The following is a 26529-nucleotide window of genomic DNA, read 5'->3' on the forward strand; positions in this document are numbered from 1 at the left end:
CGCGACGGCCGGTGCGCAGCGCGTATTTCCCGGGGTGGAACGGTCCATGACTCACCGTCATGTGGCGATGTCCGTCATGGGTGGATGAAGTGGTCATCGAGTCCGACCGGTTGGGGTCACTCGCTCCGGTCCCGGACGGGTACGTACCCGAGCCGCTTGTCGACCACGTTCGGCAAGGGCTTCCCGGCCGCCCAGAGTTCGTACATCTCCACGAACTGCTCACCCAGCCGGTCCCGCCAGCCGACGGTGTCGCCGCTCATGTGCGGGGACACGATCAGCCCCGGTACGTCCCACAGCGCGCTCCCCGGATCCAGCGGCTCATGCGCGAACACATCGAGGGCCGCGCCCGCGATCCACCGCCTGCGCAGCGCGTCGGTCAGATCCTCCTCGACGACCATCGGGCCGCGCCCGACATTGATGAAGCGGGCCGACGGCTGCATCAGCCCGAAGAACCGCGCGTCGAACATCCCGCGCGTGTGCTCCGTCAGCGGCGCCGCGCAGATCACCCAGTCGGCGAGCGCCGCCAGCCGGTCCAGATCCTCGGCGCCATGGATGCTGCGGCGCGCGGTACGCCCGACGAGCGCCACCTGGACCCCCAGCGCCATCAGCAACCGGGTGATCTCCCGGCCGATCGGCCCGGCCCCGACCACCACCGCGCGGGCGCCCGCGACCTGCTGCGATTCGCGGTGACGCCACCGCCGCTGCCGCTGCAGCTCCAGCGTGCCGGGGACGTCCTTGGCGAACGCCAGCACCAGGCCCAGCACATACTCGGCGATCGGCCGCTCGAAGACGCCCCGGGCATTGGTCAGCACGGTGTCGGACGCGGCCAGCTCCGGGCAGAGCAGCCGGTCCACGCCCGCGCTCGCCGTATGCACCCAGCGGGGCCGCGGCCCGTCGCCCGGCCAGGCGGCGCGTACCGCGTCGGAGGTGAAGTCCCACACCAGCAGAGCATCGGCGTGCGGCAGTTGCCCGGCGAGGCCGGCCTCGTCCGTGTACCGGATCCGGACCCGTCCGGTCAGCCGGCCGAGACGCGGCGAAGGGTCGGTGTCCAGGACGAGCAGGGTGGGCTCTGGCATGAGAGACGGTGGCTCCGCTGTGTCTGAGATGTGCGGATTGACCACGCTCGCACCCCGGCCCGGCTCCGTCAACGGGAATGTGGGCGGCGGCTGCCGAGGGGAATACTGGGCAGAGAGGGGCAGTAGCGGCAGTACACCGGTCCAGCAGTGCAGGAGGGTGGACATGACGACCGTCGGATTCCTCTATCCGGGCCACTTCGCGGAGGACGAGTTCCCACGGATGGAGGTCATCCTCGATACCACCATCAGGTTGGTCGTGAACCGCACCGAACCCGGCGAGGACGACCGGCGCCCCGAGACCCTGCGAGAGCTGGGAGAGCCCGAACGCCTCGCCGCCGGTATCGAGGAGCTGCGGCGCGCCGGCGTGGAGTCGGTGGTCTGGGCCAGCACCGGTGGGAGCTTCGTGTACGGCTGGGAGGGCGCCCATGGGCAGACCACTGCCCTGGCCCGGGCGGCGGGACTGCCCGCCTCCAGCGCGTCGCTCGGCTTCGTCCAGGCGGTACGGGCGCTGGGCGCCGCCCGCGTCGCGGTCGCCGCGACCTACCCCGAGGAGATCGCCCGGCTCTTCAGCGAGTTCCTGGGCGCCGCGGGCATCGACGTGATCGCCACACACAGCGGCGGCGTCACCTCCGCAGCCGAGGCCGCCGCGTGGGGTCCGGACCGGCTGAAGGAGCTCGCCGTCGCCGCGGACCGCCCGGACGCGGACGCCGTACTGCTGCCGGACACCGCCCTGCACACCGCCGCGCACATCCGGGACCTGGAAGAACTCCTTGCGAAGCCGGTTCTCACCGCGAACCAGGTGACGGTGTTCGAGGCGCTGCGACTGGCCCGCCGCCGTACCTGGGCGCCGCAGCTGGGCACGCTCTTCGCCACCCGGGAGGCGCCACCGGCCCCGGTGGGGGCGTGACCGGCCCGGCGTGACCGGCCGGGGAATAAGCGGAGACAACCTCCTGTTAGGCATCCCGGACGTACGCGTCCGGACGCCAGCGCATCACCGGAGAGGCCTTCACGTGGACAACAACCGAGGCGACGACATTCGCGGCCGGGCCGAGGGAACGGCCCCCGTGCCGCTCTCGGTGCTCGACCTGGTGAGCGTGGGCCAGGGCCGCACCGCGACCCAGGCGCTCCGCACCAGCGTGGACATCGCGCAACTGGCCGAACGCCGCGGCTTCCACCGCCTCTGGGTCGCCGAACACCACTCCATGCCCGGCGTCGCCTCGTCGTCCCCGGCCGTGATCCTCGCCCATCTCGCCGCGCACACCGAGCGGCTCCGGCTCGGCTCCGGCGGGGTGATGCTGCCCAACCACGCCCCGCTCGTCATCGCCGAACAGTTCGGCACCCTGGAGGCCATGGCTCCCGGCCGTATCGACCTGGGCCTGGGCCGCGCGCCCGGCACGGACGGCGCGACCGCCGCCGCCCTGCGCCGCACCGACCGGCTGAACGAGGGCGCCGACGACTTCCCGCAGCAGCTTGCCGAGCTGACCCGGTTCCTGGACGACGACTTCCCCGACGGTCACCCGTACGCCCCCATCCACGCGGTCCCGGGCCCGGTACAGGGCCCCACCGGCCGCCCGCCGATCTGGCTGCTCGGTTCCTCCGGGTTCAGTGCGAGGCTGGCCGGCGTCCTCGGCCTGCCGTTCGCCTTCGCCCACCACTTCTCGGCGCAGAACACGATCCCGGCGCTCGACCTGTACCGGGAGTCGTTCAAGCCTTCCGCGGTGCTCGACGCCCCGTACGCCCTGATCGGCGTCTCGGCGCTGGCCGCCGACGAGGAGCGCGAGGCCCGGCGCCAGGTGCTGACCGGTGCGCTGTCGATGGTCCGCCTGCGCACCGGCCGGCCCGGTCTGATCCCGACCCCCGAGGAGGCGGAGGCGTACGCCTTCACCCCCATGGAGCGCGAGTTCGTCGACAGCTGGCTCGGCAACGTCATCCACGGAACGGCGGACGAGGTCCGCTCCGGGCTGGACGACCTGGCCAAGCGGACCGGTGCGGACGAGTTGATGATCACTGCCAATGCGCATGGGGGTGGGGCGCGGGTGCGGAGCTATGAGCTGATCGCGGATGCGTATGGGCTGCGCGGCTGAGGGGTGTGTGGGGCGGTCGTCCGCCTGACCGTTCTGTCCTCAAGCGCCGGGCGGGCTGAAGGATGCCCTCAAGCGCCGGGCGGGCTTGATTTTGCCGGGCGGGATCGGGTTGGTCGCAGGCCGCTCAGCGTTGCAGGGGTCTGGTGCCGATCAGTTCCGCGATGCGTTCCGGGGCCACCGCTCGTGAGTAGAGCCAGCCCTGGCCGGTGTCGCAGCCGATCCGGCGCAGCCGCTCCGCCTGGCCCGCGGTCTCCACGCACTCCGCGGTGACCGTCAGCCCCAGCCGGTGCGCCAGCTGCACCATCGCCTCGACGATCGTCTCGTCGGCGGGGCTGGGGTGCGCGCCGTCGTCGTAACGGAAGCCGCGTACGAACGAGCCGTCCAGCTTCAGTACGGACACCGGCAGCCGACTCAGATAGGCGAGGTTCGAGTAGCCGGTCCCGAAGTCGTCGATGGCGATCCGGACGCCCATGTCGCTGAGCGCCTGGAGCGCCTCCAGCGGGCGGCCCGCCGAGCCCATCACCGCGGACTCGGTCAGCTCGAGCTGCAGCAGTCCGGGTGCCAGGCCGGTCTCGGCAAGGATCTCCGCGACATCCGTCACCAGGTCCGAGTCCCAGACCTGCCGCACGGCGACATTGACGCTGATGAACAGCGGCGGCTCGGTCGGGTGGTCCAGCTGCCAGCGCCGGGCCTGGCGGCACGCCGACTGCAGCACCCACCGGCCGAGCTGGACGATCGAGCCGTCCTCCTCGGCGATCGCGACGAACCGATTCGGCGAGAGCATGCCGAACTGCGGGTGGTTCCAGCGGACCAGGGCCTCCACCCCGCGTACGACTCCGTCGGCCATCCCGACCAGCGGCTGGTACTCGATGGTGAATTCGCCGCGCTCGACAGCCGGCCGCAGCGTGGACGAGAGCGCCTGCCGCGTCATCCGGTGAGCGTTGCGCTCGGGGTCGAAGAGCGTCCAACGGGCCTTCCCGTCCGCCTTCGCCCAGTACAGCGTGGTGTCGGCGGCCTGCATCAGACCGGTCGCCGAGGTGCCGGCCACGGCCCGCTCCACTACGCCGATCGACGCCGATACGGCCAGCCGCTGTCCGGCCAGGTCGAACGGCTTCTGCAGGGCGGTGAGCACCGCGCGGGCGAGATCGGTGAGCTGCTGCGCACCGGCGGACTCCTCGACGAGGATCGCGAACTCGTCGCCGCCGAGGCGCGCCACGAGTGAGGTGCCGGTGCGGTGCTGGTTCTCCTGTTCGGCGCAGTCGGTGAGTCTGGCGGCGACGGCGGCGAGCAGCCGGTCGCCGATCCGGTGGCCCATCGTGTCGTTGACGGCCTTGAACCCGTCCAGGTCGAGGTAGCAGAGCCCGATCCGGCCGTGCCGCCGGGGACCGTCCTGGTCCGGCGGAGTCACCAGGGCGGCCGAGAGGCGTTCGAAGAACAGTGTCCGGTTGGGCAGCCGGGTCACCGGGTCGTGCATCTGGAGGTGGCGCAGCCGCTTCTGCAGCTCGCGCCGGTCGCTGATGTCGGCGACGGAGAGCAGTACGGGACAGGAACCGGGGGAGGAACCGGGTGGCGTCTGCGGCATTGGCGCGACGGTGATCTCGGCCCACAGCGAGCGCCCGTCGGGGTGCTTGAGCCTGCGCGTGCAGCGGAACCGGGACCGCCGGCCGCGCAGCACCTCACGGTACGCATGCCAGGTGCGGCCGTCCGACGAGACGTCGAGCAGATCGGACGCGGACTGCGCCGTCAGCGCCACGGGGTCGGCGCCGAGCAGCGCGCCGAGGGCGTCGTTGGCGGTGAGGATCAGGCCTTCGTGGTCGACGACGGCCATCGGAAGGGTGGCGGCCCGGAAGACGGCCCGGTAGTCGGCGCCGCGGCCGGCGGCCGGCCCGGACCCACCGATGCCGTCAGCGGGTCCGCCTGCGAGGCCGTCTCCGGCCCTGTCCGCGATCCCGTCCGCGGCCCCGTTTCCGGCCCGCGCCGACGCGGGATCCGTATGACGCTCCGTGACCGGCGGTCGCGCGGTAGGGGGCGCTGCGCCTGCCGGGGGCCTCGGCCCTTCGGAGGTTTCGCTCACCGCTCGCTCCCGCCGTGCAGTTCTGTCCTGAACAGATGTGGTCGGACTGGGCCCGCCGCGTGGAGTGCCGTTGTCGGGGCGGAAACCACGCAGGAAAGCGTGGTGAAGCATAGAGGTTGTCGTCCGGCCCGTTCCAGCTCTCCGCCCGTTCCGGGCCCGCGGATCGCCCCGCATGGACCATTCGCGCGCCGATCCGGTTTGCCCAGGACTGATTGTTTCTGCGCGGCTCTGTTCTCTCCAGTCGATCTTGGGTCCGTCTCGCGCAGTTGCGGTGATCGATTATGACTGTCCGTGAAAAGGCACCGGGTGGCGGCCTGTTTACCCGAGTGGGGTAGCACAACAGGGCGTATACCACCAAACCGGCACAGGCTGGATGGCGAGTCCCGCATCCCGCACCCGGAGGTCGATGTGCCGCGTAAGCGCAGACTCGCGGGAGTGGAGAGGCCGAGTCCGCGTGGCGTACTGGCAGGGCTGATCGCACTCCTGGCGCTCGCCGCCATCTCTCTTGTCGCCGGTCCGGCGGTGGCCGTCACCGGTGCGGCCGGCCCGTGCGCCCTGCCCCGGACCGAGGTGCACCACTCGCTGGGAGTGGGTGACTGGAACGACGCCTACCCGCGCCCGGACCACACGCTCGACGCGGTCATGATCTTCCTCTCCTTCACGGACGCCCGCCCCGTCACCACCCCCGCCGAGCTCGCTGCCGACTACTTCCCCGCCACCACCCAGTTCTTCCAGCGCGCCTCGTACGGGAAGTTCACCCTGCGCCCGCACCCGCAGCGGCATTGGATCCAGATGCCCCGGAGCTCCACCGCGTACGGGATAAAGCGCGACTGGGACGACGGCCGGCGCAGCGAGTATCTGCGTGACGCGATTGCCGTAGCCGACGACCAGGTCGACTTCTCGAAGTACGACATCGTCTATCTGGTCGCCGACCCGGACGCCCCCGGCGTCGACTCCGATGCCACCAAGGTCGTCAACTTCGACCGGCCGCTGCACGCCGACGGCACGGACATCAGACGTGTCGTCACCGTTTTCGAACAGCACCCGCCGGACCGGAACGTGCTGGCCCACGAGACCGGGCACGTCTTCGACCTGCCGGACCTCTATCACCGGCCGACGGACGGCAAGGGTGACTGGGACACGTATGTCGGCGACTGGGACGTGATGGGCAGCCAGTTCGGCCTCGCGCCGGATCTGTTCGGCTGGCAGAAGTGGAAGCTGGGCTGGCTGGACCGCGGGCAGGTGGCGTGCATCCAGCGCAAGCAGGACATCACCCTGGAGTCGATGGCCGCCGTCCCGGCACGTGGTGCGTCCCTCGGGACGCGGCTCGCGGTGATCAGGACCGGGGTGGGCGGCGTGGTGGCGATGGAGGCCCGCAGCGCCACCGGCAACGACCGGACGACCTGCAGCGAAGGGGTGCTGATCTACCGGGTCCGCAACGGGACGTCGTCCGGCGGCGGGCCCATCCAGGTCATCGACACCCACCCCCACACCGACGCCTGCTGGGACCTGTCGGTCTACCCGCCGCTCGCGGACGCCCCGCTGCGGGTCGGGGAGACGTACACCATTCCCGGTGAGCACACCAGGGTCGAGGTCGCGGACCGGACGCCGTCGGGTGCCTGGACGGTCAGGATCACCACCGGCACGTGAGCAACCGGTCCGGTGGTGAAGCGAAAACGAAGAAGCCCCCCGCTTGCGCGAGGGGCTTCTTCCGTCTGTGCGCCGCCAGGGACTCGAACCCCGGACCCGCTGATTAAGAGTCAGCTGCTCTAACCAACTGAGCTAGCGGCGCCTGCTGACGTCGTAGACCTTAGCACCCTGATCGGCGGGAGGAAAAATCGAAGTCCGGGCCGTCGACGCGGGCGCCGAGCGGGTCACGCGTACACAGGCCCAGAGCAGTACGTCGGGGCCCGGCAGCCATGGGCTACGGGTGTCGGGAGCGACCACCCATCGGGGCCCGGGCGAGGTGGAACCGCAGGCCAGAGGCGGGACGGTCACCGCGTCGCCGGTGCCGTGACAGAGCAGCGGCGGGAACCTGTTCTCCTGGTCGTCCGGCCCTCCGGGCGCCTGCGGGTCGTGTTCCGTCGCCGGCTCGGGGCGGCTGCCCCACTCCTCCCAGTCGAGCAGCGACGGCAGCCGCTGGGCGGTCCCGGGCGCGGCGAACAGCAGCATCCGCCCGCGGTGTGAGGCGACCGGCCCCGAGCCGGGCCCGTCGGCCCACAGGTGCTCCAGCATGCGCCGCCCGAAGAGCGCGGGCACATTGACCACGTCGAACGCAGAGCCGCACGGCAGCACACCGGGGGAGCCGGGGTGGGCCTGCCACTGGGCGAGCGTGGAGCGCGGATAGGCCGTGGCGCCGGCGAGCCAGGCGGCGCCCGCAGCGGTGACCTGCGCGGTCTGATGCCCGGCTTGATTCCCGGGCTGGGGTCCGGCCTGGGTTCCGGTCCGGTCCCCGGTCTGGTCCCGCAGGGCGGCGAAGATGTCGACGCTGTGCTGGGACCCGGTGCCGGGGTACAGGGTCGATTGGTCTGGCAGCCATGCACTCATGTGCACTGGTCTACCGGGAGTGACGGTCCGGATTCCAAGAGTTGCCGGAAATCGGGACAGGGTGGTGGGGAGAGGAGTATCTTGCCCGCGGGCATATGCCAGCGGCTGTACCCGGAGTCAGCTCCGGGCAAGGGCCGGACGCTCCGGCGTCACGGTCTGGCGCCGCCCAGCAGGCTCCGGCCGAATTCGACCATCTTCTTCGCGTAGTCCTCGGTCCACTCCGCGCGCTCCGCGATGTCCGCAGTGGTCAGCCGGTCGAACCGGCGCGGGTCGGCCAGCTGGGCAGCGGCGATCGCCTGGAACTCGACCGCGCGATCGCTCGCGGCGCGGAATGCCAGGGTCAGCTCGGTGGCGCGGTCCAGCATCTCCTTCGGGTCGTCCATCGACTCCAGGTCGAAGAAGTGCTCGGGATCGGCGACCGCCGCCGACGGCTCGAAGAGCAGGGGCGCGGGGCGCAGCCGCTGCCGCTCGTTCCGCTCGGGTTGTGCCATGTGGTGTTCCTCCTTCGGTGGGCCCGACGGCCACCCTCTATTGTCCAACCCGCCGCAAGTGCGCTTCGGGGCGGTGCACGGGGCCAGTGCGCGGGAGCGCGCACCAACACACCTCCGGGCGCGACGCGCGCCCCCCGGTGGCCCATCGCCCACGGCCCGACGACGTTACGGACACTCGCACCGACGGTGCTGCGGCGCCCACCGCACCGGCGACGCTACGGCGCGCACCGCGTCACGGCGCCCACCGCACCCGGTGTTCCGCGAGATGTGCCAGGACCGCGTGGTTCGCCTCCCAGCCGTCGGGGAATTTCACCGTGACACCCAGTTGGACCGGTTCCGTCGACGGATGTTCGTCCAGCAGGTCGGAGACGCCCTCGCGGCAGACCACGATGCAGGCATGGCGGTGCCGCGAGGCCAGGACGCACAGCCGGCCCGTCTCCAGGTGGAACGCCGTGGCGTCCGGGCGGCCGGACAGCGGGTGCAGGACCACCGTCACATCGAATTCGCGGCCCTGGAGCCGGTTCGCCGTGTCCACCGCCACACCCGTCACACCGAGCTCCGCGAGCGCCGCCCGCACCGCCGCGGCCTGGTCCCGGTGGGCGGTGCCGACCGCGACCCGGTCCGCCGTCACCGCAGCGGGCTCGGGTGAGCGCTCGCTCGTCGCCGCGCCGCCCCGGTCCAGCAGACGGCGCACCACCAGGGCCACCGCCCGTACCGCCTCCGGATCCGTGCGCGGGGTGTGCCGGGCCGGAAGTTCGAGCAGGCCCCAGCCGGACTCCGCGGCCTCGTCCAGCACTCGGTCCGGGGCGGAGCCGTCCGACGCGACACCGAACGACAGCCGCCGGTCGCCGTGGTCCGTGCCGCTGCGGAACGGGGTGTACGGGTAGAACGCGTCCGAGACCAGCGGCGCCGCCGACGCGGGCAGCCGCCATGACACCGGCAGCCGGTGCTGCGGCAACTCCGGGTTGTGCGCCAGCAGTGTGGAGACCGCGCTCGCCGACGGGTCGTACGACAACCCCGCCCACTGGTCCGCGCCGACGATCGAGAACGGGTCCAGCTGTCCGGGATCGCCGACGAAAAGCGCCCGTTCGAAGAGCCCGGCGACGGCCAGCAGCGCGTCCGAGCGCATCTGGTACGCCTCGTCGACGATCGCGTGCCCCCACGGCTCGACGTTCTTCACATGCGCCCACTTGGCGGCCGTCGAGATGACGACGTCAAGTCCGGCGAGGTCCGCCGCCTTTGCCGATTTCCGTACGTTGGCCAGGCCGTCCAGCACCTTGTCGTACGGGTCCGAGTCATTGCTGTGCAACCTTCCGACCGGCAGCCCCGGGTCCTTCTCGGCCAGCCGCACCACCAGGTCGTCGACCTGGGCGTTGGTCTGTGCGACCACCATCAACGGGCGCCCGGCAGCCGCCAGTTCGAGCGCGGCGCGCACCACCAGCGTCGACTTGCCCGCGCCCGGCGGGGAGTCCACCACGATGCCGCGTGCCGTGCCGTGCAGCGTGTCGTCCAGGATCGCGGCGGTTGCCCGTCCCGCCGCCGCGCCCGGGTCGAATCCGGCTGTCACAGAAGGTCCTCCGCGGTCACGGGGTCGGGGTTCTCGGCGGCGGCGCCCGGCGGACCGCCGTGCGTCCAGGGGGTGTCCTCCGGGTCCGGCAGCTTCGGGCCGCCGCGCTGGTCGTGCTCGAACAGCGTCCACGCGATCCGGTCGCCCGGCTCCGGCAGCGAACCCGGGGCCGGCTCCTTGCTCCGGCCCATCCGGTCGGTGATCCGCAGCACGAGCAGGACCTCCTCCGGTCCGGCGGCGTCCTCGGAGGCATACGCCACGAACTCCGCGGTCTGCGGCCTGCCGTCCAGCGAGCGGTACACCTTCGTCCGCTCACCGAGATGCGGGCGCTCGTCCGTCCGGACCGTGACCAGCGGGCGCGGCGAGGGCCGCTTCGACTCGCTGTACGCCATCACCACCTCGGTCACCTCCCCGACAAACGCCTCGCCGGCCAGCCGCCGCCCGGCCAGCACCAGCGGATCGTCCAGCGCCTCCTGGGCCTCCAGCTGCGCCTGCGCCGTCTCCCGGGACGCCAGCTTCTGGGCTGCCGTCACCGCGTCGTCGCGGCGCGGCTGCGGCGGCTCCCCGGACCGCACCCGGTCCCGGTGGCCGGTGAACGACCAGCGGTCCCGGGTCCAGCGGTCCTCGGACCTGGCCCCGGGCGGCAGCTGCGCCATCAGGTCCAGCCCCCGCCACACCGCATCCCAGGTCGGCCGCAGCACCCCGGCGAGCAGCGATCCGATCTCCCGTTCGGCCGCTGTCAGTTCGGCCAGCCGGGCGTCGGCCGCGAGCCCGTCCTCGGCCGCCGCGAGTGCCGTGCGCGCCCGGTCGTACTTCTCGATCGCCGGTGCGAGCAGCCGGTTGTCGAATGCCGGGTCCGTGGCCGGACCGGCCGGCGGGCACACCAGCTGGCCGCCGCCGTCCCGCTCCAGCTCGGCCCGGAGCGCGGCCTCGGCCCCGGACTCGCCCGGCGGAGGGTCGATCCAGGCCAGCAGAGCCCCGAGATGCTGGTCCTCCAGCGTGGACTGCCCGGTCGCCCAGTGCCGGTTCAGCAGATCGGTCGCGGCGAGGAGCAGCGAGGAGCCCGGTACCCGGGCCCGCTCCCCGTAGTGCGTCAGCCAGCGGCCGAGCAACGGGACACGGGCCGGGGCAGGGTACGGGGTGTCCGGATCGTCCTCGGCGGTACGCCGGAACCTCATGGAACGGCCCAGCAGCCGTACGAAGTCGATAGCCGCCCGGCTCGGCACGATCAACTGTGGTGCGTCCGTGCACAGTTCGACCTCGACCTTGACCTTCTTGCCGGTCTCGGGATCGGTCTCGTTGCGCTCGGCCTGCTCGACCACGTCCGCGTACGACTCGATGTGCGGCAGGACCGCCTCGGCCAGGTCGGCGAGGAACGCGAACCGCAGGTCACGGTCGCGCGGCTGGGCGACAGTCAACAGCCGCGGCGCGTCCCGGTCGGTTCCGACGAGCGCGCCGAGCGGGGCGCCCGCCTCACCGGCGGTGGTCAGCGGTACGAGGACGAGCGGCCGGCCGCTGAGATGGCGGTGCAGAACGGTGGCCATCGGCTGTGCCCGCCCGCTCTCCACGGCCTCGAGCCGGGCCAGGGTGCTGATCAGCGACATGGCGTTCCGCCCTCCGGAGCTGCCTGGCCGGTCGCTCTTTCCAGCGCCTCCGCGCGCAGGGCCGCCGCGCGGCGCAGGGCCGCGACCGTCGGATCCGCCGGGTCGCCCTCCTTGCCCGCAGCCGCGGCCAGTACGTCGGTGACCGTCGTCAGACCCCCGAGCTCGCCCCGGACGCTCCGGCCCAGCGCCTGCACCGCACCGGCCGAGCGTGCCTTGGCCCGGCAGTGGAAGGCCAGTTCGCAGGCGGCCAGGCACTCCGGTGCGTATGCCGCCGTGACCGATTCGACCGCGGCCGTCAGCTCCTGCGGCGAACACTCCGGGTCGAAGGTGGTGCCCTCGGGCAGGGCGGCCGCGATCTCCTCGATCCGGGTCAGCCGGGTCAGCTGACGGCGGGTGACCGCGCGCTGCTTGCGTACGTCCACCACCGACGCCGTCGGCAGGTTGGAGAAGTCCTTCGGGCAGACCAGCAGCACCCGGTGGCCGACCTCCGCGCCCGGAGTGACCGCTGCGATCCGCTCCAGCGCCAGGACGTACACCGCGGACTGCCGGGCCGCCGCGCCGACCTTCGCCGCATCCGCGGAACTGTCGATCATGGGGAACGACTTGATCTCCACAACCGTCCACCGGCCGTCGGGGTGCACGACCACCGCGTCCGGCTCCAGATAGGCGGGCGAGCCCGCCACCTCCAGGGCCAGCATCGGATGGTCGAGCAGCGCCCAGCCGCCCGCCCCCGTCGCCTCCCGCAGCGCCAGCGCCGTACGGGCCGCGCGCCCCTCGGGACCGGCTGCCGTCAGATCCGGTACCAGGACCTTGCGCGGCGCCTCGCTGCTGCCGCCGAGCCGCTCGTACAGCAGCCGCATCAGCTCCGTACCGCCGTCGGCCTTGACCTTCGCCTCGAAGGCGTTGCCCCGCATGAACGCGAACTGCGACTGGCCGAATGCGGCAGGGGAGCCGAGTGCCGTCGCCAGCGCGGCCTTGTCCACTCCGGCGCCGTCCAGCAGGGCGCGCCGCTTGCAGCCGGGGTTCGCGGCGAGGGCGGCCAGCGCGCGGGCATCGAGCGGATGCGGGGCGACGGCCGGACCGCGCAGCTCAGCGAGCCGCTGCCGGAGCGCCGTCGTCTGCTGCGTCGCCCGATGCTGCGTCATCGGTGGAGTCTGCGGAGGAGGTCCGCTGGCCGGGGATTCGCTCACCCGCGGAAGTCTTGCATCCGGCACTGACAATCGGGGACTTCGTGGCCGAAGCGGCTGGTGCGAACCGGGCCTGTACCGCGACCTTGACCCGGTCGACGAGCCGCATGACCGGCCCGGTCAGCAGCGCTCCGACGGCCATCACGGCAGCGCCCGCGACCGCGTCGAGGAAGTAGTGGTTGGCCGTGCCCATCACGACGATCGTGGTGACCAGCGGGTACATGACGCCCGCGGCGCGTACCAGCGGGTGCCGCGCGTGACGCCAGAGCAGGATTCCGCACCACAGCGCCCAGCCGACGTGCAGACTCGGCATCGCGGCGTACTGGTTGGTCATCCAGCCCATCCCGCGTGGCGCGCTCGCCTCGGTGCCCCACCAGCCGTACGAGCTGTACTGGGCCATCGTGTCGACGAAGCCGTGTGTGGCGTGCAGCAGCCGCGGCGGGCAGGTCGGGAGCAGCGCGAAGCCGACCAGGCCGAGCAGTGTGGAGGCCATCAACCAGGTTCGGGCGGTGCGGTACACGGCGGCTCGGCGCCGGTAGATCCAGATCAGGACGGCCGGGGTGACCAGGTAGTGCAGTGAGGCATAGGCGAAGTCGGCGGGTATGCCGATGGACGGGTGGGCGGTCATCAGCCGGTTGAGCGGGTGCTCCGCGTTGAGGAAGAGCGTCTTCTCCAGATGCAGTATCCGCAGCCCGTGGTCCACAGCGGTCGACACATCGCTGCGGACCAGCAGCCGGCCCGCCGAGTAGACCGCGTACACGACCGCGATCAGCGGCAGCTCGGCCCACCAGCGAGGCCGGTGGCTCGGCGCGGACGCGGTGGCAAGCGGCATTCGGAAGCTCTCCATCATGTGTTCATGCGACCGAGGGCGGCCGTTCAACCGTACGGTGCAGATCGGCCGTGATTCCCCCGGGGTACCCCTGCGGATGCCCCGGTTCGTGCGGAGATTTCTCCGCGGGGAAGGGGACGCGTGTTCGGCCCCGGAGGTTGCCTGTCGGGCACGTGAGCGATGATGGAAAAAGGCGGATCACCCGTCCCTGTTGTCGTTTTCTCCGAACCAAGATTCAGGGAGAGCCGTCATGGCACCGCGTATCCTGCTCGCCCGGCACGGCCAGACGGAATGGTCCGTCAAGGGCAATCACACCGGCAGGACGGACATTCCTCTGCTCGACGCGGGCCGCGCGGGCGCCAAGCTGCTGGGCGAGCGGCTGCACCGCGGACCGTGGGCGGACCTACCGGGCCTGGAGGTCCGCACCAGCCCGCTCGTCCGCGCCAGGGAGACCTGCGACCTGGCGGGCTTCGCGGACCGGGCGCAGCCGTGGGACGCGCTCATGGAGTGGGACTACGGGGCGTACGAGGGCATGACGCCGGCCGAGATCCAGGCGATCCGGCCGGGCTGGTTCATCTGGCGCGACGGGGTACCGGACGGCGAGACCCTCTCCGAGCTGTCCGCCCGTGCGGACGAGATCGTCGACTGGGCGCGCTCGGCCGAACGCGACGTGCTGGTCTTCGCGCACGGTCACATCCTGCGGGCGCTGGGGGCGCGCTGGCTGGGTGAGGACGTGTCGTTCGCGTCCCGCATCCGCCTGGACCCGACGTCGCTGTCGGTGCTCGGATGGGCATACGGGGCACCGGCCCTCGAACGTTGGAACGACACGGGCCACCTGGACCGGTGAGGTCCTGCCCTTACCCGGCAGCGTAGGTGTCCTCAATCACCGGACGGGCTCGAACTGTGGCCCGCGGGTGGGGCGAACCGTGGCCCGAATCTCAGCCCGCGCGGCCGAATTCGGCCCGCCCGGCGATTGAGGACCGACCCGGTGCGGCGGACCCGGATGTGCGTCGCGTGGGGCGGCACCCCGCCCTACACCTCCGCCCCCACCTCCCCGTACCGGTCCAGGAAATCCGTCACCTCCGGCGACCCCCACTGCGCCCGCAGCACCTGCACCGCCGCCGCCAGCATCGCCCGGATGCGGGAGGACTGGACCTGGGCCAGCAGGTCCAGCACCTGCTGCCCCGCCGTGGCCGCCTCCGCCGCGGCGCCGGCCCGGGCCAGGTCCGTCGTCAGCTCGGCGCGGTACAGCGCCAGGTTCCGGGTGAAGTGCGGATCCTGGAGCTGCGTGGCCCGCCGTGCATGGCGGACCGCCCGCGGCCAGTCGCCCAGCGCCGACCAGCACTGCGCCTCCAGCATCTCCAGCTCCGCCTCCCGGAAGAACGTCATCCACTCCGGGTCGGCATCGGACGCCCCGCGGCCGAACGCCGTGTGCGCCCGCCCCAGCGCCCGTTCGCAACCGCTTCGGTCGCCGAGCCCGGCCCGGCCCCCTGCCTCCCGCAGCGCGAGCAGCGCCAGCAGTCGCGGTGAGCCCAGGGGGCCCGCCGCCCGCTGCCCGGCCTCCGCCGCGCGTACCGCCTCACGGGGCCGCCCCGTGTCCCTCGCCAGGAACGACGTATTGCAGAACGCATGCGCCTCGAGCGCCGGGTCCCCGGCCACCCGAGCAGTGGCCAGCGCCTCCGCATAGTGCGAGCGGGCGTCGTCGAAGCGTCCCGAGTCATGCGCCAGCCACCCCACCGAGATGGCCAGTTCACCGGCCCCGGCGTGCAGCCGGTCGGAGGTGGAGCGGCGGGTGATGGTCCCCTCGTCCAGCAGCGCATAGGCCGCCCGCAGCGGTTGCGCGGCCCGCCGGTAGAGGCCGCCGCCGCCGTGCCGGTCGTCCAGCAGCCGGATCTGCCGTACCGCCTTCTCGACGGCCGTCACCTCGGCCTCGCCGACCCGCCGTTGGACGGGCACGGCAGCGGCGGCGATGGTCGTGGTGTCGAGGCCGAGGCCCAGGGATGCGGCCGCCATCGCGGTGGTGCCGCTCGTCATGAATACGCGACGCAGCACGTCGCTCTCCTCGTCGGTGTCGCTCTGGAGCGTGGGGGGTGGTGGGGTATCGGGAGTGTCGGGGGCGTTGCCGGTGGTTCTCGCCGCCCGGCCGCGTACGGACTCGCGCGCCGAGAAGCCCAGATCCGCCAGGGTCGCCCCGGGGAACATGTGCAGGAAGACTCGTTCGTACGCGTAGTTGGGACAGCGGATCTCGCCGGACTCCACGCGTCCGATGTACCGGGCGTCGCACGCGACCTGCTCGCCGATCTCGCGGGCGGACCTGCGTACCGCGGCAGCGAACTCCCCGGCGGAGCGCGGTCCGCGCAGCCGTCGGAAGGCGAGGTTGGGAACTGCCCCTGTCGACACCATGGCTGGGCCCTCTCTGGTGCAAGCCGGGCGCCTGGTTCCGGTGTCCGGCGGGGCAAGAACGTACCCTCTGTGACAGCCCACACACACAGCGTTTGCCTACAAAACGGATATCTCACCCACGATCCGCCATGAACTGCCACCCTTTGCGGCGGTGCCGCACCGTAGCCCTTGACGTAGTCGACGCGTTGGTCCATGCGGAGACGGAGTCTGGCTCCGCCCGGCGATGAGAGGAGAGGTCCCTTGTTGCATCTCGGCACGGAGGCCGGCTCGCGGACGACTGCGGCGACCCGAACGGCGACGACCAGTACTGCCACCACCCGTACGGCGAAGGCCGATCCCGGAACCGCGGAGTGCGATCCCCCCGGCACCTTCCTCGGCGGCGGCCCCTGTGATCTGGTGACCGTTCCGGCCCGCCAGGGGCTGGAGGCCGTGGACATCCTGCGCCGCGGCGCCGATAAGGAGGCCGTCGGCCCGGTCCTGCACGACGGCGCCTGCGACACCCTCGGCTTCCTGGTCCCGCCGGGCACCGCCGAGGCCTGGGACGTACCGGGCAGTGACTGTACCCAGACGAACGGCCGCGGGCTGCGCATCCCCACCGAGCCGCCGGTCTCCGGCGGTGGCTGGCTGCTGCCGCCCGCCGCCGCGGTCACCGATCCGGCCGCGCTGCGCGCCGCACTCGACCAGGCGGCCCGGCTGATCGAGGCGGCCGACAACTGCCGCTGAGCCCATAATGGCCAGGTGGGCGGGTTTCCCCGTCGCTGCCGGTCCTGCACCGGCCCGGGCGATGAAGCAGTGAGTAGGGACGAGCGTCAGTGGCACGTCGAGGTGCGTCGAGCGGTGGCGCGGGCGCCCGGAAACGAGCGGACCGCAAGTCCGACCGCAAGCCGGAGATCCTCTCCGAGACCGTCGACGGCGGCCTCGCCGAGCTGATCCCCGACCGGGAGCGGCCGCACGCCTGGACGCTGACCCTCGACGGCGCCCCGCAGTCCCACGTCGACCTCGACGACCCCTCGCATCTCTCCTTCGCCTATCAGCGCCGGATCGGTCACATCGCAGATCTGGCCGCCCCCGCAGGGCAGCCCCTGCACGTCGTGCACCTGGGCGGCGGCGCCTTCACCCTCGCCCGGTACGTCGCAGCGACCCGGCCGCGCTCCACCCAGCAGGTCGTCGAGCTGGACGCAGCGCTCGTCCAACTGGTCCGCCGGGAGCTGCCGTTGGACCCGCAGGCCCGGATCAGGGTCCGTTCCACCGACGCCCGCGCCGGGCTCGGGAAGATTCCGGACGACTGGGCAGATCTCGTCATCGCCGATGTCTTCAGCGGAGCCCGTACGCCCGCCCACCTCACCAGCGCCGAGTTTCTCGCCGACGTACGCCGGGTCCTGAAGCCCGCCGGACAGTATGTGGCCAACCTCGCCGACGGTCCGCCGCTGGCCCATCTGCGCGGCCAGATCGCCACCGCCGCCACCGTCTTCCCGGAGCTGGCACTCGCCGCCGATCCGGCCGTGCTGCGCGGGCGCCGCTTCGGCAACGCTGTGCTGCTCGCCTCGGCGCTCCCGCTCAAGGTCGCCGAACTGACCCGCCGGGTCGCCACCGACCCGCACCCCGGACGCGTCGAACACGGCAAGGAGCTCGCCGACTTCACCGGCGGCGCGGCACCGGTGAGCGATGCGGACGCCCGTCCGTCACCCGCGCCTCCGCCCTCCGCCTTCGAATGAGCGACCGGTGATCAGACGATCTCGACCATCGGCGGATGGTCGTTCCAGGTGCAGAAGACCGACACCGTCGTCCCGTCATCGGTGGTGAAGTTCACCCGGATCCAGGTCGTGTTCGTCCAGACCCGCATCGACCAGCCCGGGTCCGGTGTCGCCGAGACGAGTTTCGCCCAGTCGGCGCCGAGCTCGAAGACGACCCGCCCGCCGTCCGTCGGGTAGCTCTTTACCGTGCCGGAGGGCTTGGCCGGGCGCGGGGCCGGAGGACTGCTCGACAGGGTGCGGGACGGTTGCCGGGGAGGGGTCGCGGACGGCTTCGGAGTGGTACGAGGGGTGCTGCTGGGCGTCGGCGCCGGCGACGACGGCGGGCGTCTGGTCGAGGACGACAACGCGCCCGCTCCGCTGTGGTTGTCACGGGCGCTCGCGGAGATGGGCACCGCGCGCGGCGGGTCGTACGCCGTCCCCGCCATCACCGTGTGCACACCCCACCACGACAGCGTGACCGCAGCGCCGGTGGCGAGCGACCACGCGAGCGCGTGTACGAGTCCTCGTTGCATCCGGCACATCCTGCACCACAGGGCCCCGTGCTGTCCCCGTACCCACACGGACAGGACCGCGGGCCGGTCGATGGCGTACGGTGCCGCCCATGCCAAGTGTGCTCGTGGTCGAGGACGACCAGTTCGTACGTTCCGCCCTCATCCGGCACCTGACCGAGGCCTCCCATACGGTACGGAGTGTCGGCACCGCGCTGGAAGCGCTGCGCGAAGTCGCCCACTTCCGATTCGATGTGGTCATCCTCGATCTCGGTCTGCCCGACCTCGACGGATCCGAGGCGCTGAAGATGCTCCGCGGCATCACCGACGTACCCGTGATCATCGCGACCGCGCGGGACGACGAGAGCGAAATCGTCCGACTGCTGAACGACGGCGCCGACGACTACCTGATCAAGCCGTTCTCGGTGGAACACCTGTCGGCGCGAATGGCTGCCGTGCTGCGCCGTTCGCGCGCCGCCGGGGGTGGGGCACCGCCGCCGAGTGTCATCCAGGTCGGCGGACTCTCCATCGATCCGCTGCGCCGCCAGGCCGAACTGGACGGCACCGCGCTCGACCTCACCCGCCGCGAGTTCGATCTGCTGACCTTTCTCGCCGGGCGCCCCGGGGTCGTCGTCCCGCGCAAGGAACTCCTGGCCGAGGTCTGGCAGCAGTCGTACGGCGACGACCAGACCATCGACGTCCATCTCTCCTGGCTGCGACGGAAGCTGGGCGAGACGGCGGCCAGGCCGCGTTATCTGCACACCCTGCGTGGCGTCGGCGTGAAGCTCCAGCCGCCCGCGGTGCAACCGCCGGACCCGGAGCAGCCCGTATGAGATGGGCCCTGGTCAAGGTCTGCCTGGCCGTCACCGCGATGGTCGTCATCGCCTTCGCCGTACCGCTCGGTCTCGTCATCAAGGAGATGGCCCGCGACCGGGCCTTCTCCGACGCCGAGCGGCAGGCCGCCACGATCGGTCCGACCCTCTCCATCACCACCGACCGCGCCGAACTGGAGACGGCCGTCCTCACCACCGAGCCGGGCGGCGAGGGCCGGATGGCCGTCCACATCCCCGCCTCCGAGGAGCCGGACAGCCGGCCGGTGGAGATCGGCACCCGGCGCGCCACCCGTAAGGACGTGGAGACCGTACGCATCTCGGGGCGCGCCTCGATCAGCGAGGTCACCGGCGGTTCCGCACTGCTCCAGCCGACCGCGCTCGGGTCCGGGGGCATCGCCGTCGTCGAGGTGTTCGTACCCGAGGGCGAGGAGTCCAACGGGGTCGCCACCGCCTGGCTGATGCTGGCGGGCGTCGGCATCGCGCTGATCGTCGGCTCGGTCGCGGTCGCCGACCGGCTCGGCGTACGGATGGTGAAGCCCGCCCAGCGGCTCGCGGGCGCCGCCCACGACCTGGGGGAGGGCAGGCTGGGGACCAGGGTCCGCGAGGAGGGGCCGACCGAACTGCGGTCCGCCGCCGTCGCGTTCAACTCCATGGCCGACCAGGTCGTGCAGCTCCTCGCCAACGAACGGGAACTGGCCGCCGACCTCTCGCACCGGCTGCGCACCCCGCTCACCGTCCTGCGCCTCAACGCCGCCTCGCTCGGCGAGGGCCCGGCCGCCGAGCAGACCCGGGCCGCCGTCGAGCAGCTGGAGCACGAGGTCGACACGATCATCCGCACCGCCCGCGAACAACGCCCGCAGACCCAGGGACTGAACAGTGGGCCCGGGGCCGGCTGCGATGCCTCCGAGGTGATCCGCGAGCGGATGGACTTCTGGTCGGCGCTCGCCGAGGACGAGGGGCGCGAGGTGCGCCTCGCGGGAGTGGACCGTACGGTACGCATCCCCGTCGCCCGGCCCGAACTCGTCGCCGCGCTCGACGCGTTGCTCGGCAACGTCTTCCGGCACACGCCGGAAGGCACCGCCTTCGCCGTCGACGTGCACCACAGCGGCGACGCCGTGATCGTGCTGGTCTCGGACGCGGGCGGCGGCATAGCGGACCCCAAGGCGGCGCTGGCGCGCGGCGGAAGCGGTGGGGGAGGGGCGCGGGGCTCGGTGGGCTCGACCGGGCTCGGGCTCGACATCGTCCGCCGTGTCGCGGAGTCCACCGGTGGCGATGTGCGGATCGGGCAGTCGGTGCTCGGCGGCACGGAGGTCCGCATCTGGATCTGGCTCGACGGGTGTAGGCCCGGGCAGGGCGGGCGCCGTCGCCGGGTGGGCCGGCAGCGCCGCCGCCTCCGGTCCGCGGGCCGGTCTTAACCAGCACCGATGCGTCCCTTAAGCGAACCCTAAGAACATCAACTCGTGCCCGGTACAGCCCATTTGTCGGTTTCGGTGCCGCTAGCGTGCTCCCGCACCCCCACCCCCGTACGACAGAGGCAGGCACGCAATGGGCACCAGTACGCACCGGCGCACGGCGAGCACCAGGACCAAGGCGATCGGCGCCGTTGTCGCCGCGGCAGTGATCGGCTCAGCGGTCTTCGCCCTCACGGGCACGGCACAGGCCGCTTCGGTAGGCGCCGCGTACACCAGGACCAGCGGCTGGACGGGCGGCTACACCGGGCAGTACGTCGTCACCAACGACACCGACAAGGTCCAGACGGACTGGACACTCGAATTCGACCTGCCCGCGGGCACGAGGATCAGCTCCCTCTGGAACGGTGAACACACCGTCAGCGGCAACCACGTCACCGTGAAGCCCGCCGGCTGGAACAAGGAGCTGGCGCCCGGCAGGTCGGCCACCGTCGGCTTCGTCACCACCTCGGACGGCACGGCGGCGGACCCGACCGGCTGCCTGATCAACAATGCCGAGTGCTCCGTCGACACCGGAGCGACGCCGGAGCCCAGCGGACGCCCGACCGAGACCGCGACCCCGACTCCCACGGCCACCCCCACGGCCAAGCCCACGCAGACGGCCACGGCGACCCCCACCCCCACCCCCACCCCCACCGCGACCGCGACCGAGGGCGGCGGCGGTACGGCGGGCGGCGCCGGCTTCGCCCCGTACGTCGACACCTCCCTCTACCCGGCGTACGACCTGGTCGACACCGTCACCAAGACGGGGGTGAAGGAGTTCAACCTCGCCTTCATCACCTCCGGCGGCAGCTGCGCCCCGCTCTGGGGCGGCGTCACCGCCCTCGGTGACGACCACGTCGCTTCCCAGATCGGCGCGCTGCGCGCCAAGGGCGGCGACGTCCGGGTCTCCTTCGGCGGCGCGGCAGGCTCCGAACTGGCACTCAACTGCACCTCCGCCACCGACCTCGCCGCCGCGTACGGCAAGGTCATAGACACGTACAAGCTCACCAAGGTCGACTTCGACATCGAAGGCGGCGCGCTGCCCGACACGGCGGCCAACTCCCGCCGCGCCCAGGCGATCGCACAGCTCCAGAAGTCCCACCCGGCCCTCGACGTGTCCTTCACCCTGCCGGTCATGCCCGAGGGCCTCACCCAGCCGGGCGTGGACCTGATCGCCGACGCGAAGAAGAACGGCGTCAAGGTCGGTGCGGTCAACATCATGGCGATGGACTACGGCGCCTCGTACAGCGGCGACATGGGCTCGTACGCGATCCAGGCGGCGACCGCGACGCAGGCCCAGATCAAGGGTGTGCTCGGGCTGTCGGACGCGGCGGCGTGGAAGGCCGTGGCCGTCACCCCGATGATCGGTGTGAACGACGTCAGCACCGAGATCTTCAAGGTCGAGGACGCCACGCAGCTGGTGAAGTTCGCCCAGGAGAAGGGCCTGGCCTGGCTGGCGATGTGGTCGGGCACGCGGGACAAGGCGTGCGCGGGCGGGGCGAAGCCGTCGGCGGATGCGTCGTGCAGCTCGATCGTGCAGGAGCCGCTCGCCTTCACGAAGGCGTTCGGCGCGTACAAGTAGCTCTCTCCACCCCGCAGACCGCCACCCCCCGCGCGCATCCCGGCCGGCCCCACACCCCCCACATCCGGCCGGGGTGCGCCCCCTTTTTTTGCGACGGTTCCGACGTCGGTCGCCGGGCGGGCCTGATCTTCCGGCCCGCCCGGCGACCGAGGACAACGCGTGGCTGCGACCCGCCCCGTCACAGCCTCCGGTTCACCGCGGAGAGCACCGCCGGAATCGACGCCGTCAGCACGGACGTGTCCTGCCCCGCCCCCCACCCCACCGACCCGTCCACCCGGGACTCCACGTACGCCATCGCCGGGCTGCGCTGTCCCGTCCCCGTCGCGTGTTCCGTGCAGTCCACGATGTGGACCTCCGCGCAGACCGAACTGGAGACCACACCGACCCGGCTTCGCGCGGCCTGAACCCCCTCGGCGAACGCTGGGCCACAGGGCACCGCTTCACCTCGGCCGCACGGTTCGGAGGGAGAACGCGGATGCGGCCCAACGTGCCCCCTGGCTCCGCACCCTGTTCACCTTCCGGTGGGCGGGCGAGCAATATCCGGCCGTGGCCGAACCGGCCCGATGGTGCACGCAAAAACAGCGCGGCCGGTCTGCTTCTGCCGGATTCCCGCCTCCTGTCCCGCTCCAGCACCTCGCCGGCCTGGGCGTATTCACGGGCGCGCGCCGTCGATGGGTGGCGCTCGAACGCTTAGGCAAGGCTTCGACCGGACACGGTCGCGTGACTTGCAGGACACACTCGGGCAACGGAACCGTCTTCAACTCTTGACACCCACCCCCTTGAGGCAGCAACCTTCCGGCATCGGCGCATGGGAGCGCTCCCACATCGCACGGGAAATTCTCGTGCGGACGGCACTGCCCGTGTCTTCCCCCCTGCAACATCTGGCACTTGCACTCACCTGCGCGTACGGCGCGCAGTCAGAACGCCAGTCCCGCCCTGGAACAAGGAGTAGTGGAATGCGTATCACCCGCCCCGCCGCCGGCCGGCGTCGCAGAGCCGCGCTGGTGGCCACCACGGGCCTGACGGCCACCGCCCTGTTGCTGACCGGATGCAGCGACTCGGACTCATCGGACTCCAGCGGGAGCTCCGACGCAAACGGGAAGATCACGTTGACCGTCGCCGACTTCGGGCAGTTCGGTTACAAGGAAGCGGGTCTCTTCGCCAAGTACCACGAGCTCCACCCGAACATCACGGTCAAGGAGGACGTCACCGCCGACGAGAAGGTCTACTACCCCAAGCTGCTCCAGCAGCTGAACTCGGGCAGCGGGCTGGCGGACGTCCAGGGCCTCGAGGTCGGCCGGATCAAGGAGCTCGTCGACACCAAGGCGGACCAGTTCGCCGACCTCAGCAAGGTGATCAACGTCGGCGACTGGGTGTCCTGGAAGGAGAAGCAGGCCACCACGCCCGACGGAAAGGTGATCGGCGCCGGTACCGACATCGGACCGATGTCGCTCTGCTACAACACCGACCTCTTCAAGAAGGCCGGTCTGCCGACCGACCGCGACGAGGTCGCCGCGAAGGTCGCCGGGGGCTGGGAGGACTACCTCAAGCTCGGTGAGGAGTACAAGAAGAAGGCCCCCAAGGGCACCTTCTTCATGGACTCCGCCAGCGCGATGTTCAACGCCGTCGTCAGCTCGAACGCGCAGCAGTACTACGACGAGAGCGGCAAGGCGATCTACAAGGACAGCCCCAGCGTGAAGCAGGGCTGGAACCTGGCGGCCGAGGCGGCGGACAAGAAGCTGACGCAGGGCCTCGCCCAGTTCAACGACCCGTGGAAGGCCGCCCTGCGCAAGGGAACCATCGCCACCGTGGCCTGCCCCGCCTGGATGGCCGGTCAGATCTCGATCAACGCCGGTGACGCCAACAAGGGCAAGTGGAGCATCACCACCGCGCCCGGCGCGACGGCTGCCAACTGGGGCGGCTCGTTCCTCGGCGTGCCCAAGTCGGGCAAGAACGTCGACGAGGCCACCAAGCTCGTCAAGTGGCTGACCGCCCCCGAGCAGCAGGCCGCCGTCTTCAAGGCGATCGGCAGCTTCCCGTCCAACAAGGGCGCGTACGAACTGCCCGACGTGAAGGACGCCAAGCTCCCGTACTTCAACGACGCGCCGATCGGCCAGATCTACGCCGACGAGGCCAAGTCCATCCCCGAGACCGTTCTCGGCCCGAAGGACGGCGTCATCAAGGACACCATCTCCACCCAGATCAACAACATGGAGCAGCGCGGCACCAGCCCCGACGACGCGTGGAAGGCAGCGACCGAGGCGATCGACAAGGCGATCGGCTGACGGTCGCAGCAGCGGGCGGCCCCCGGGCCGCCCGCACCTGCGTGTCCCCACCCCGTGGGACACCGGGGCCGCGCACAGCCCGTCTCCCGATGGGCGTGCACGGGGCGGCCGGGTATCTCCCCGGCCGCCCCGTGCGAGCCCACCGCACGCGCCTTCGGCCCATCCAGCCCCGTACCCGGGTAACCAGCAATCCAGGGAAGGACTCCCGCCCGTGGCCACCTCGACTCCCACCCGGGATGCATACGCCCCGCCACCCCGCGGTTCCCAGCAGACACCGGCGAACGCCCGCCGACAGACGTGGCGGAGCCGGCTCTGGCGGTTCGACGACAAGGCATCGCCGTACGCCTACATAGCCCCGTTCTTCCTCGTCTTCGGTGCTTTCGGGCTCTATCCGCTGGTCTACACCGGCTGGATCGCCCTGCACCGGGTGGAGATGACCGGACTGAACCAGATGGAATGGGTCGGCTGGGACAACTTCGACAAGATCCTGCACGACTCGGAGTTCTGGACGGCCGTCAGCAACACCTTCCTGATCGGTGTCATGTCGACGGTCCCGCAGCTGCTCGTCGCACTGGGCCTGGCCCATCTGCTGAACTACAAGCTCCGCGCCAGCACCTTCTGGCGGACGGTCGTCCTCACCCCGTACGCCACCTCGGTGGCCTCCGCGGCCCTCGTCTTCGCCCTGGTCTTCCGGGCCGACGGCGGTCTGCTGAACTGGGCGCTGCACTTCGTCGGCCTCGGTGACACCAACTGGGTCAACGGGCACTGGACGTCCAAGATCGCCATCTCGGTCATCGTGATCTGGCGCTGGACCGGCTACAACACCCTGATCTACCTGGCCGCGATGCAGGCGGTGCCGACCGATCTGTACGAGGCGGCCTCGCTCGACGGAGCCTCGCGCTGGCAGCAGTTCCGCAAGGTGACGATTCCCTCGCTGCGGCCCACGATCCTCTTCACGATCGTCATCTCGACCATCGGTTCCATGCAGCTGTTCGGTGAGCCCCTGCTGCTGGAGGGCGGCACCCTCGGCGCGACCGGAGGCAACGAGAATCAGTACGAGACCCTCAGCGTCTACCTCTACAACTACGGCTGGAACCTGGGGCATCTCGGTCCGGCCGCCGCAGTGGCCTGGGCGATGCTCGCCCTCCTGCTGATCATCGCCGCGGTCAACTGGCTCATCGGCCGCTTCGTACGCAAATCCGCGGCCTGACCGGGAGCGATATCCATGACCATGACCAGCCCCACCAAAGTCCCGGAGCTCGGCCTCCCGGTACCTTCCGCACACCGCCTCCCGAAGCGCCCGAGCCGCTTCAAGCCCGGCGCCGGCAAGCAGCTGCAGGGCGGTCCGTTCGCCTACATCGCGCTGGCCGTCGTCGGTATCGGCTCGCTGCTGCCGCTGTACTGGACCCTGGTGGCCGCGTCCCACACCCAGGACGAAGTGCTGGCCTCCACTCCGCCGTTCCTGCCGGGCAGCCGGCTGCTGCACAACCTCGACGCCGCCTGGAGCCAGGCCCATCTGGGCAAGGCGATCGTCAACAGCGTCATCGTGTCCAGCTGCATCACGGCGGCGACGCTCTTCTTCTGCACCCTGGCCGGATACGCCTTCGCCAAGATGCGGTTCCGGGGCCGCGGCGCGCTGATGACCGGAGTCATCGCCACTCTGACCATCCCGCCGCAGCTCAGCGTCGTCCCGCTGTTCATGATGATGTCCGACATCGGCTGGGGCGGGAACCTCGAGTCGGTGATCTTCCCGACGCTGGTCAGTGCGTTCGGCGTGTTCTTCATGCGCCAGTATCTGAGCGAGGCGCTTCCGTACGAGCTGATCGAGGCCGCCAAGATCGACGGCGCGAACAACTTCCGCATCGTGCGGAGCGTGGTGCTCCCGGTGGCCCGCCCCGCGATGATGGTGCTCGGGATGCTCACCTTCGTGCAGGCGTGGAACGACTTCTTCTGGCCCTATCTCGCCCTGAACCAGCAGAACCCGACGCTTCAGGTGGCCCTCGGCCAGCTGAGCGCCTCCTACACCCCCGACCAGAGCATCGTCATGGCCGGTGCGCTGATCAGTACGCTGCCGCTGCTCGTGGTCTTCGTGATCTTCGGCAAGCAGATCGTCGGGGGGATCATGTCCGGCGCCGTCAAGGGCTGACCCGACGGCACCCGGTCCGCCGGGTGGCTCTCCGTCACCCGCCGCCCCCGACGTCCCGGACGTCCCGTACGGCCTGTCCCCGACCACAGGCCGTACGGGCCCGGAGCCCCACCCCGTACCTTTCTCTC

23 protein-coding genes and 1 tRNA gene are annotated in these 26529 nt (G+C 71.3%); 12 read left to right on the forward strand and 12 right to left on the reverse strand.

All coding sequences use genetic code 11. The annotated features are described in order from the left end of the window. Window positions 1-116 precede the first annotated feature (116 nt). The gene (locus tag OHA03_RS19000; RefSeq protein ID WP_267005010.1) at window positions 117-1076 is read right to left on the reverse strand and encodes a D-2-hydroxyacid dehydrogenase; all 960 of its coding nucleotides are present in this window, start codon (window positions 1074-1076) and stop codon (window positions 117-119) included. 163 nt (window positions 1077-1239) lie between these two features. Between OHA03_RS19000 and OHA03_RS19005 the strand changes: the two genes are divergently transcribed. Together OHA03_RS19005 and OHA03_RS19010 are read left to right on the forward strand one after the other, a co-directional pair. Further along, the gene (locus OHA03_RS19005) at window positions 1240-1983 is read left to right on the forward strand and encodes a decarboxylase (protein ID WP_267005011.1); all 744 of its coding nucleotides are present in this window, start codon (window positions 1240-1242) and stop codon (window positions 1981-1983) included. Window positions 1984-2086: 103 nt separating this feature from the next. After that, on the forward strand, window positions 2087-3160 hold the full coding sequence (locus OHA03_RS19010) for an LLM class flavin-dependent oxidoreductase (protein ID WP_267005012.1): 1074 nt from the start codon (window positions 2087-2089) through the stop codon (window positions 3158-3160). A 124-nt stretch (window positions 3161-3284) separates the two neighbouring features. Here the strand turns inward: OHA03_RS19010 and OHA03_RS19015 are convergent, their stop codons facing one another. Beyond that, window positions 3285-5234 carry a bifunctional diguanylate cyclase/phosphodiesterase gene (locus OHA03_RS19015; protein ID WP_267005013.1) on the reverse strand — a complete coding sequence of 650 codons (1950 nt, stop codon included), beginning with the start codon at window positions 5232-5234 and terminating at the stop codon, window positions 3285-3287. Between the two features lie 435 nt (window positions 5235-5669). Between OHA03_RS19015 and OHA03_RS19020 the strand changes: the two genes are divergently transcribed. Then, window positions 5670-6884: a M6 family metalloprotease domain-containing protein gene (locus OHA03_RS19020; protein WP_267005014.1), complete on the forward strand. Its 1215-nt coding sequence runs from the start codon at window positions 5670-5672 to the stop codon at window positions 6882-6884. A 68-nt stretch (window positions 6885-6952) separates the two neighbouring features. Here OHA03_RS19020 and OHA03_RS19025 read toward each other — a convergent pair. From OHA03_RS19025 to OHA03_RS19055, 7 genes are all read right to left on the reverse strand, one after another. Then, window positions 6953-7026: transfer RNA gene (locus tag OHA03_RS19025), tRNA-Lys, on the reverse strand. Beyond that, on the reverse strand, window positions 7017-7781 hold the full coding sequence (locus OHA03_RS19030; RefSeq protein ID WP_267005015.1) for a bifunctional DNA primase/polymerase: 765 nt from the start codon (window positions 7779-7781) through the stop codon (window positions 7017-7019). Before OHA03_RS19030 ends, OHA03_RS19025 begins: the two co-directional genes overlap by 10 nt. 149 nt (window positions 7782-7930) lie before the next feature. Continuing rightward, window positions 7931-8272 (reverse strand): hypothetical protein, encoded by a 342-nt coding sequence (locus OHA03_RS19035; RefSeq protein ID WP_267005016.1) that lies wholly within the window; start codon window positions 8270-8272, stop codon window positions 7931-7933. 232 nt (window positions 8273-8504) lie between these two features. Beyond that, entirely contained in the window at window positions 8505-9839 is a 1335-nt protein-coding gene (locus OHA03_RS19040; protein WP_267005017.1) for an AAA domain-containing protein, read from the reverse strand. After that, the gene (locus OHA03_RS19045; RefSeq protein WP_267005018.1) at window positions 9836-11443 is read right to left on the reverse strand and encodes a hypothetical protein; all 1608 of its coding nucleotides are present in this window, start codon (window positions 11441-11443) and stop codon (window positions 9836-9838) included. The genes OHA03_RS19040 and OHA03_RS19045 overlap by 4 nt, the downstream gene beginning before the upstream one ends. Beyond that, window positions 11434-12588: a hypothetical protein gene (locus OHA03_RS19050; protein ID WP_267005019.1), complete on the reverse strand. Its 1155-nt coding sequence runs from the start codon at window positions 12586-12588 to the stop codon at window positions 11434-11436. The genes OHA03_RS19045 and OHA03_RS19050 overlap by 10 nt, the downstream gene beginning before the upstream one ends. Further along, window positions 12533-13462, reverse strand: a complete 930-nt coding sequence (locus OHA03_RS19055; protein WP_267005020.1) for a phosphatase PAP2 family protein — start codon at window positions 13460-13462, stop codon at window positions 12533-12535. The genes OHA03_RS19050 and OHA03_RS19055 overlap by 56 nt, the downstream gene beginning before the upstream one ends. A 247-nt stretch (window positions 13463-13709) precedes the next feature. On the opposite strand from OHA03_RS19055, the gene OHA03_RS19060 reads away from it, so the two are divergent. Then, window positions 13710-14306: a histidine phosphatase family protein gene (locus OHA03_RS19060; RefSeq protein WP_267005021.1), complete on the forward strand. Its 597-nt coding sequence runs from the start codon at window positions 13710-13712 to the stop codon at window positions 14304-14306. Window positions 14307-14491: 185 nt separating this feature from the next. On the opposite strand, the gene OHA03_RS19065 is transcribed toward OHA03_RS19060, so the two are convergent. Next, complete coding sequence (locus tag OHA03_RS19065) at window positions 14492-15862, reverse strand: tetratricopeptide repeat protein (protein WP_267005022.1); 1371 nt, start codon at window positions 15860-15862, stop codon at window positions 14492-14494. 240 nt (window positions 15863-16102) lie between these two features. Here OHA03_RS19065 and OHA03_RS19070 point away from each other — a divergent pair, with 240 nt between their 5' ends. Further along, on the forward strand, window positions 16103-16585 hold the full coding sequence (locus OHA03_RS19070) for a hypothetical protein (RefSeq protein WP_267005023.1): 483 nt from the start codon (window positions 16103-16105) through the stop codon (window positions 16583-16585). A gap of 89 nt (window positions 16586-16674) precedes the next feature. Continuing rightward, window positions 16675-17577, forward strand: a complete 903-nt coding sequence (locus OHA03_RS19075; protein ID WP_267005024.1) for a spermidine synthase — start codon at window positions 16675-16677, stop codon at window positions 17575-17577. Window positions 17578-17588: 11 nt separating this feature from the next. Here OHA03_RS19075 and OHA03_RS19080 read toward each other — a convergent pair whose 3' ends face one another. Continuing rightward, a complete protein-coding gene (locus tag OHA03_RS19080; protein ID WP_267005025.1) occupies window positions 17589-18128 on the reverse strand; it encodes a hypothetical protein in 540 nt (179 codons plus the stop codon). Between the two features lie 89 nt (window positions 18129-18217). On the opposite strand from OHA03_RS19080, the gene OHA03_RS19085 reads away from it, so the two are divergent. The 3 genes from OHA03_RS19085 (at window position 18218) to OHA03_RS19095 (ending at window position 21970) form a co-directional block, all read left to right on the forward strand. Then, entirely contained in the window at window positions 18218-18937 is a 720-nt protein-coding gene (locus OHA03_RS19085; protein ID WP_267005026.1) for a response regulator transcription factor, read from the forward strand. Then, a complete protein-coding gene (locus OHA03_RS19090) occupies window positions 18934-20352 on the forward strand; it encodes a HAMP domain-containing sensor histidine kinase (protein WP_267005027.1) in 1419 nt (472 codons plus the stop codon). Before OHA03_RS19085 ends, OHA03_RS19090 begins: the two co-directional genes overlap by 4 nt. Window positions 20353-20482: 130 nt before the next feature. Then, window positions 20483-21970, forward strand: coding sequence for a cellulose binding domain-containing protein (locus OHA03_RS19095; RefSeq protein WP_267005028.1), 1488 nt, complete (start codon window positions 20483-20485; stop codon window positions 21968-21970). A gap of 178 nt (window positions 21971-22148) precedes the next feature. Here the strand turns inward: OHA03_RS19095 and OHA03_RS19100 are convergent, their stop codons facing one another. Beyond that, window positions 22149-22406, reverse strand: a complete 258-nt coding sequence (locus OHA03_RS19100; protein ID WP_267005029.1) for an alpha-isopropylmalate synthase regulatory domain-containing protein — start codon at window positions 22404-22406, stop codon at window positions 22149-22151. A gap of 520 nt (window positions 22407-22926) precedes the next feature. Between OHA03_RS19100 and OHA03_RS19105 the strand changes: the two genes are divergently transcribed. The 3 genes from OHA03_RS19105 (at window position 22927) to OHA03_RS19115 (ending at window position 26401) form a co-directional block, all read left to right on the forward strand. Further along, the gene (locus OHA03_RS19105; RefSeq protein ID WP_267005030.1) at window positions 22927-24255 is read left to right on the forward strand and encodes an ABC transporter substrate-binding protein; all 1329 of its coding nucleotides are present in this window, start codon (window positions 22927-22929) and stop codon (window positions 24253-24255) included. A gap of 211 nt (window positions 24256-24466) precedes the next feature. Further along, window positions 24467-25465, forward strand: coding sequence for a carbohydrate ABC transporter permease (locus tag OHA03_RS19110; protein ID WP_267005031.1), 999 nt, complete (start codon window positions 24467-24469; stop codon window positions 25463-25465). A 15-nt stretch (window positions 25466-25480) separates the two neighbouring features. Then, window positions 25481-26401, forward strand: a complete 921-nt coding sequence (locus tag OHA03_RS19115) for a carbohydrate ABC transporter permease (RefSeq protein WP_267005032.1) — start codon at window positions 25481-25483, stop codon at window positions 26399-26401. The last annotated feature ends 128 nt before the right edge of the window (window positions 26402-26529 follow it).

Source organism: Streptomyces sp. NBC_00154 (assembly GCF_026342835.1).
Classification (GTDB): Bacteria; Actinomycetota; Actinomycetes; order Streptomycetales; family Streptomycetaceae; genus Streptomyces.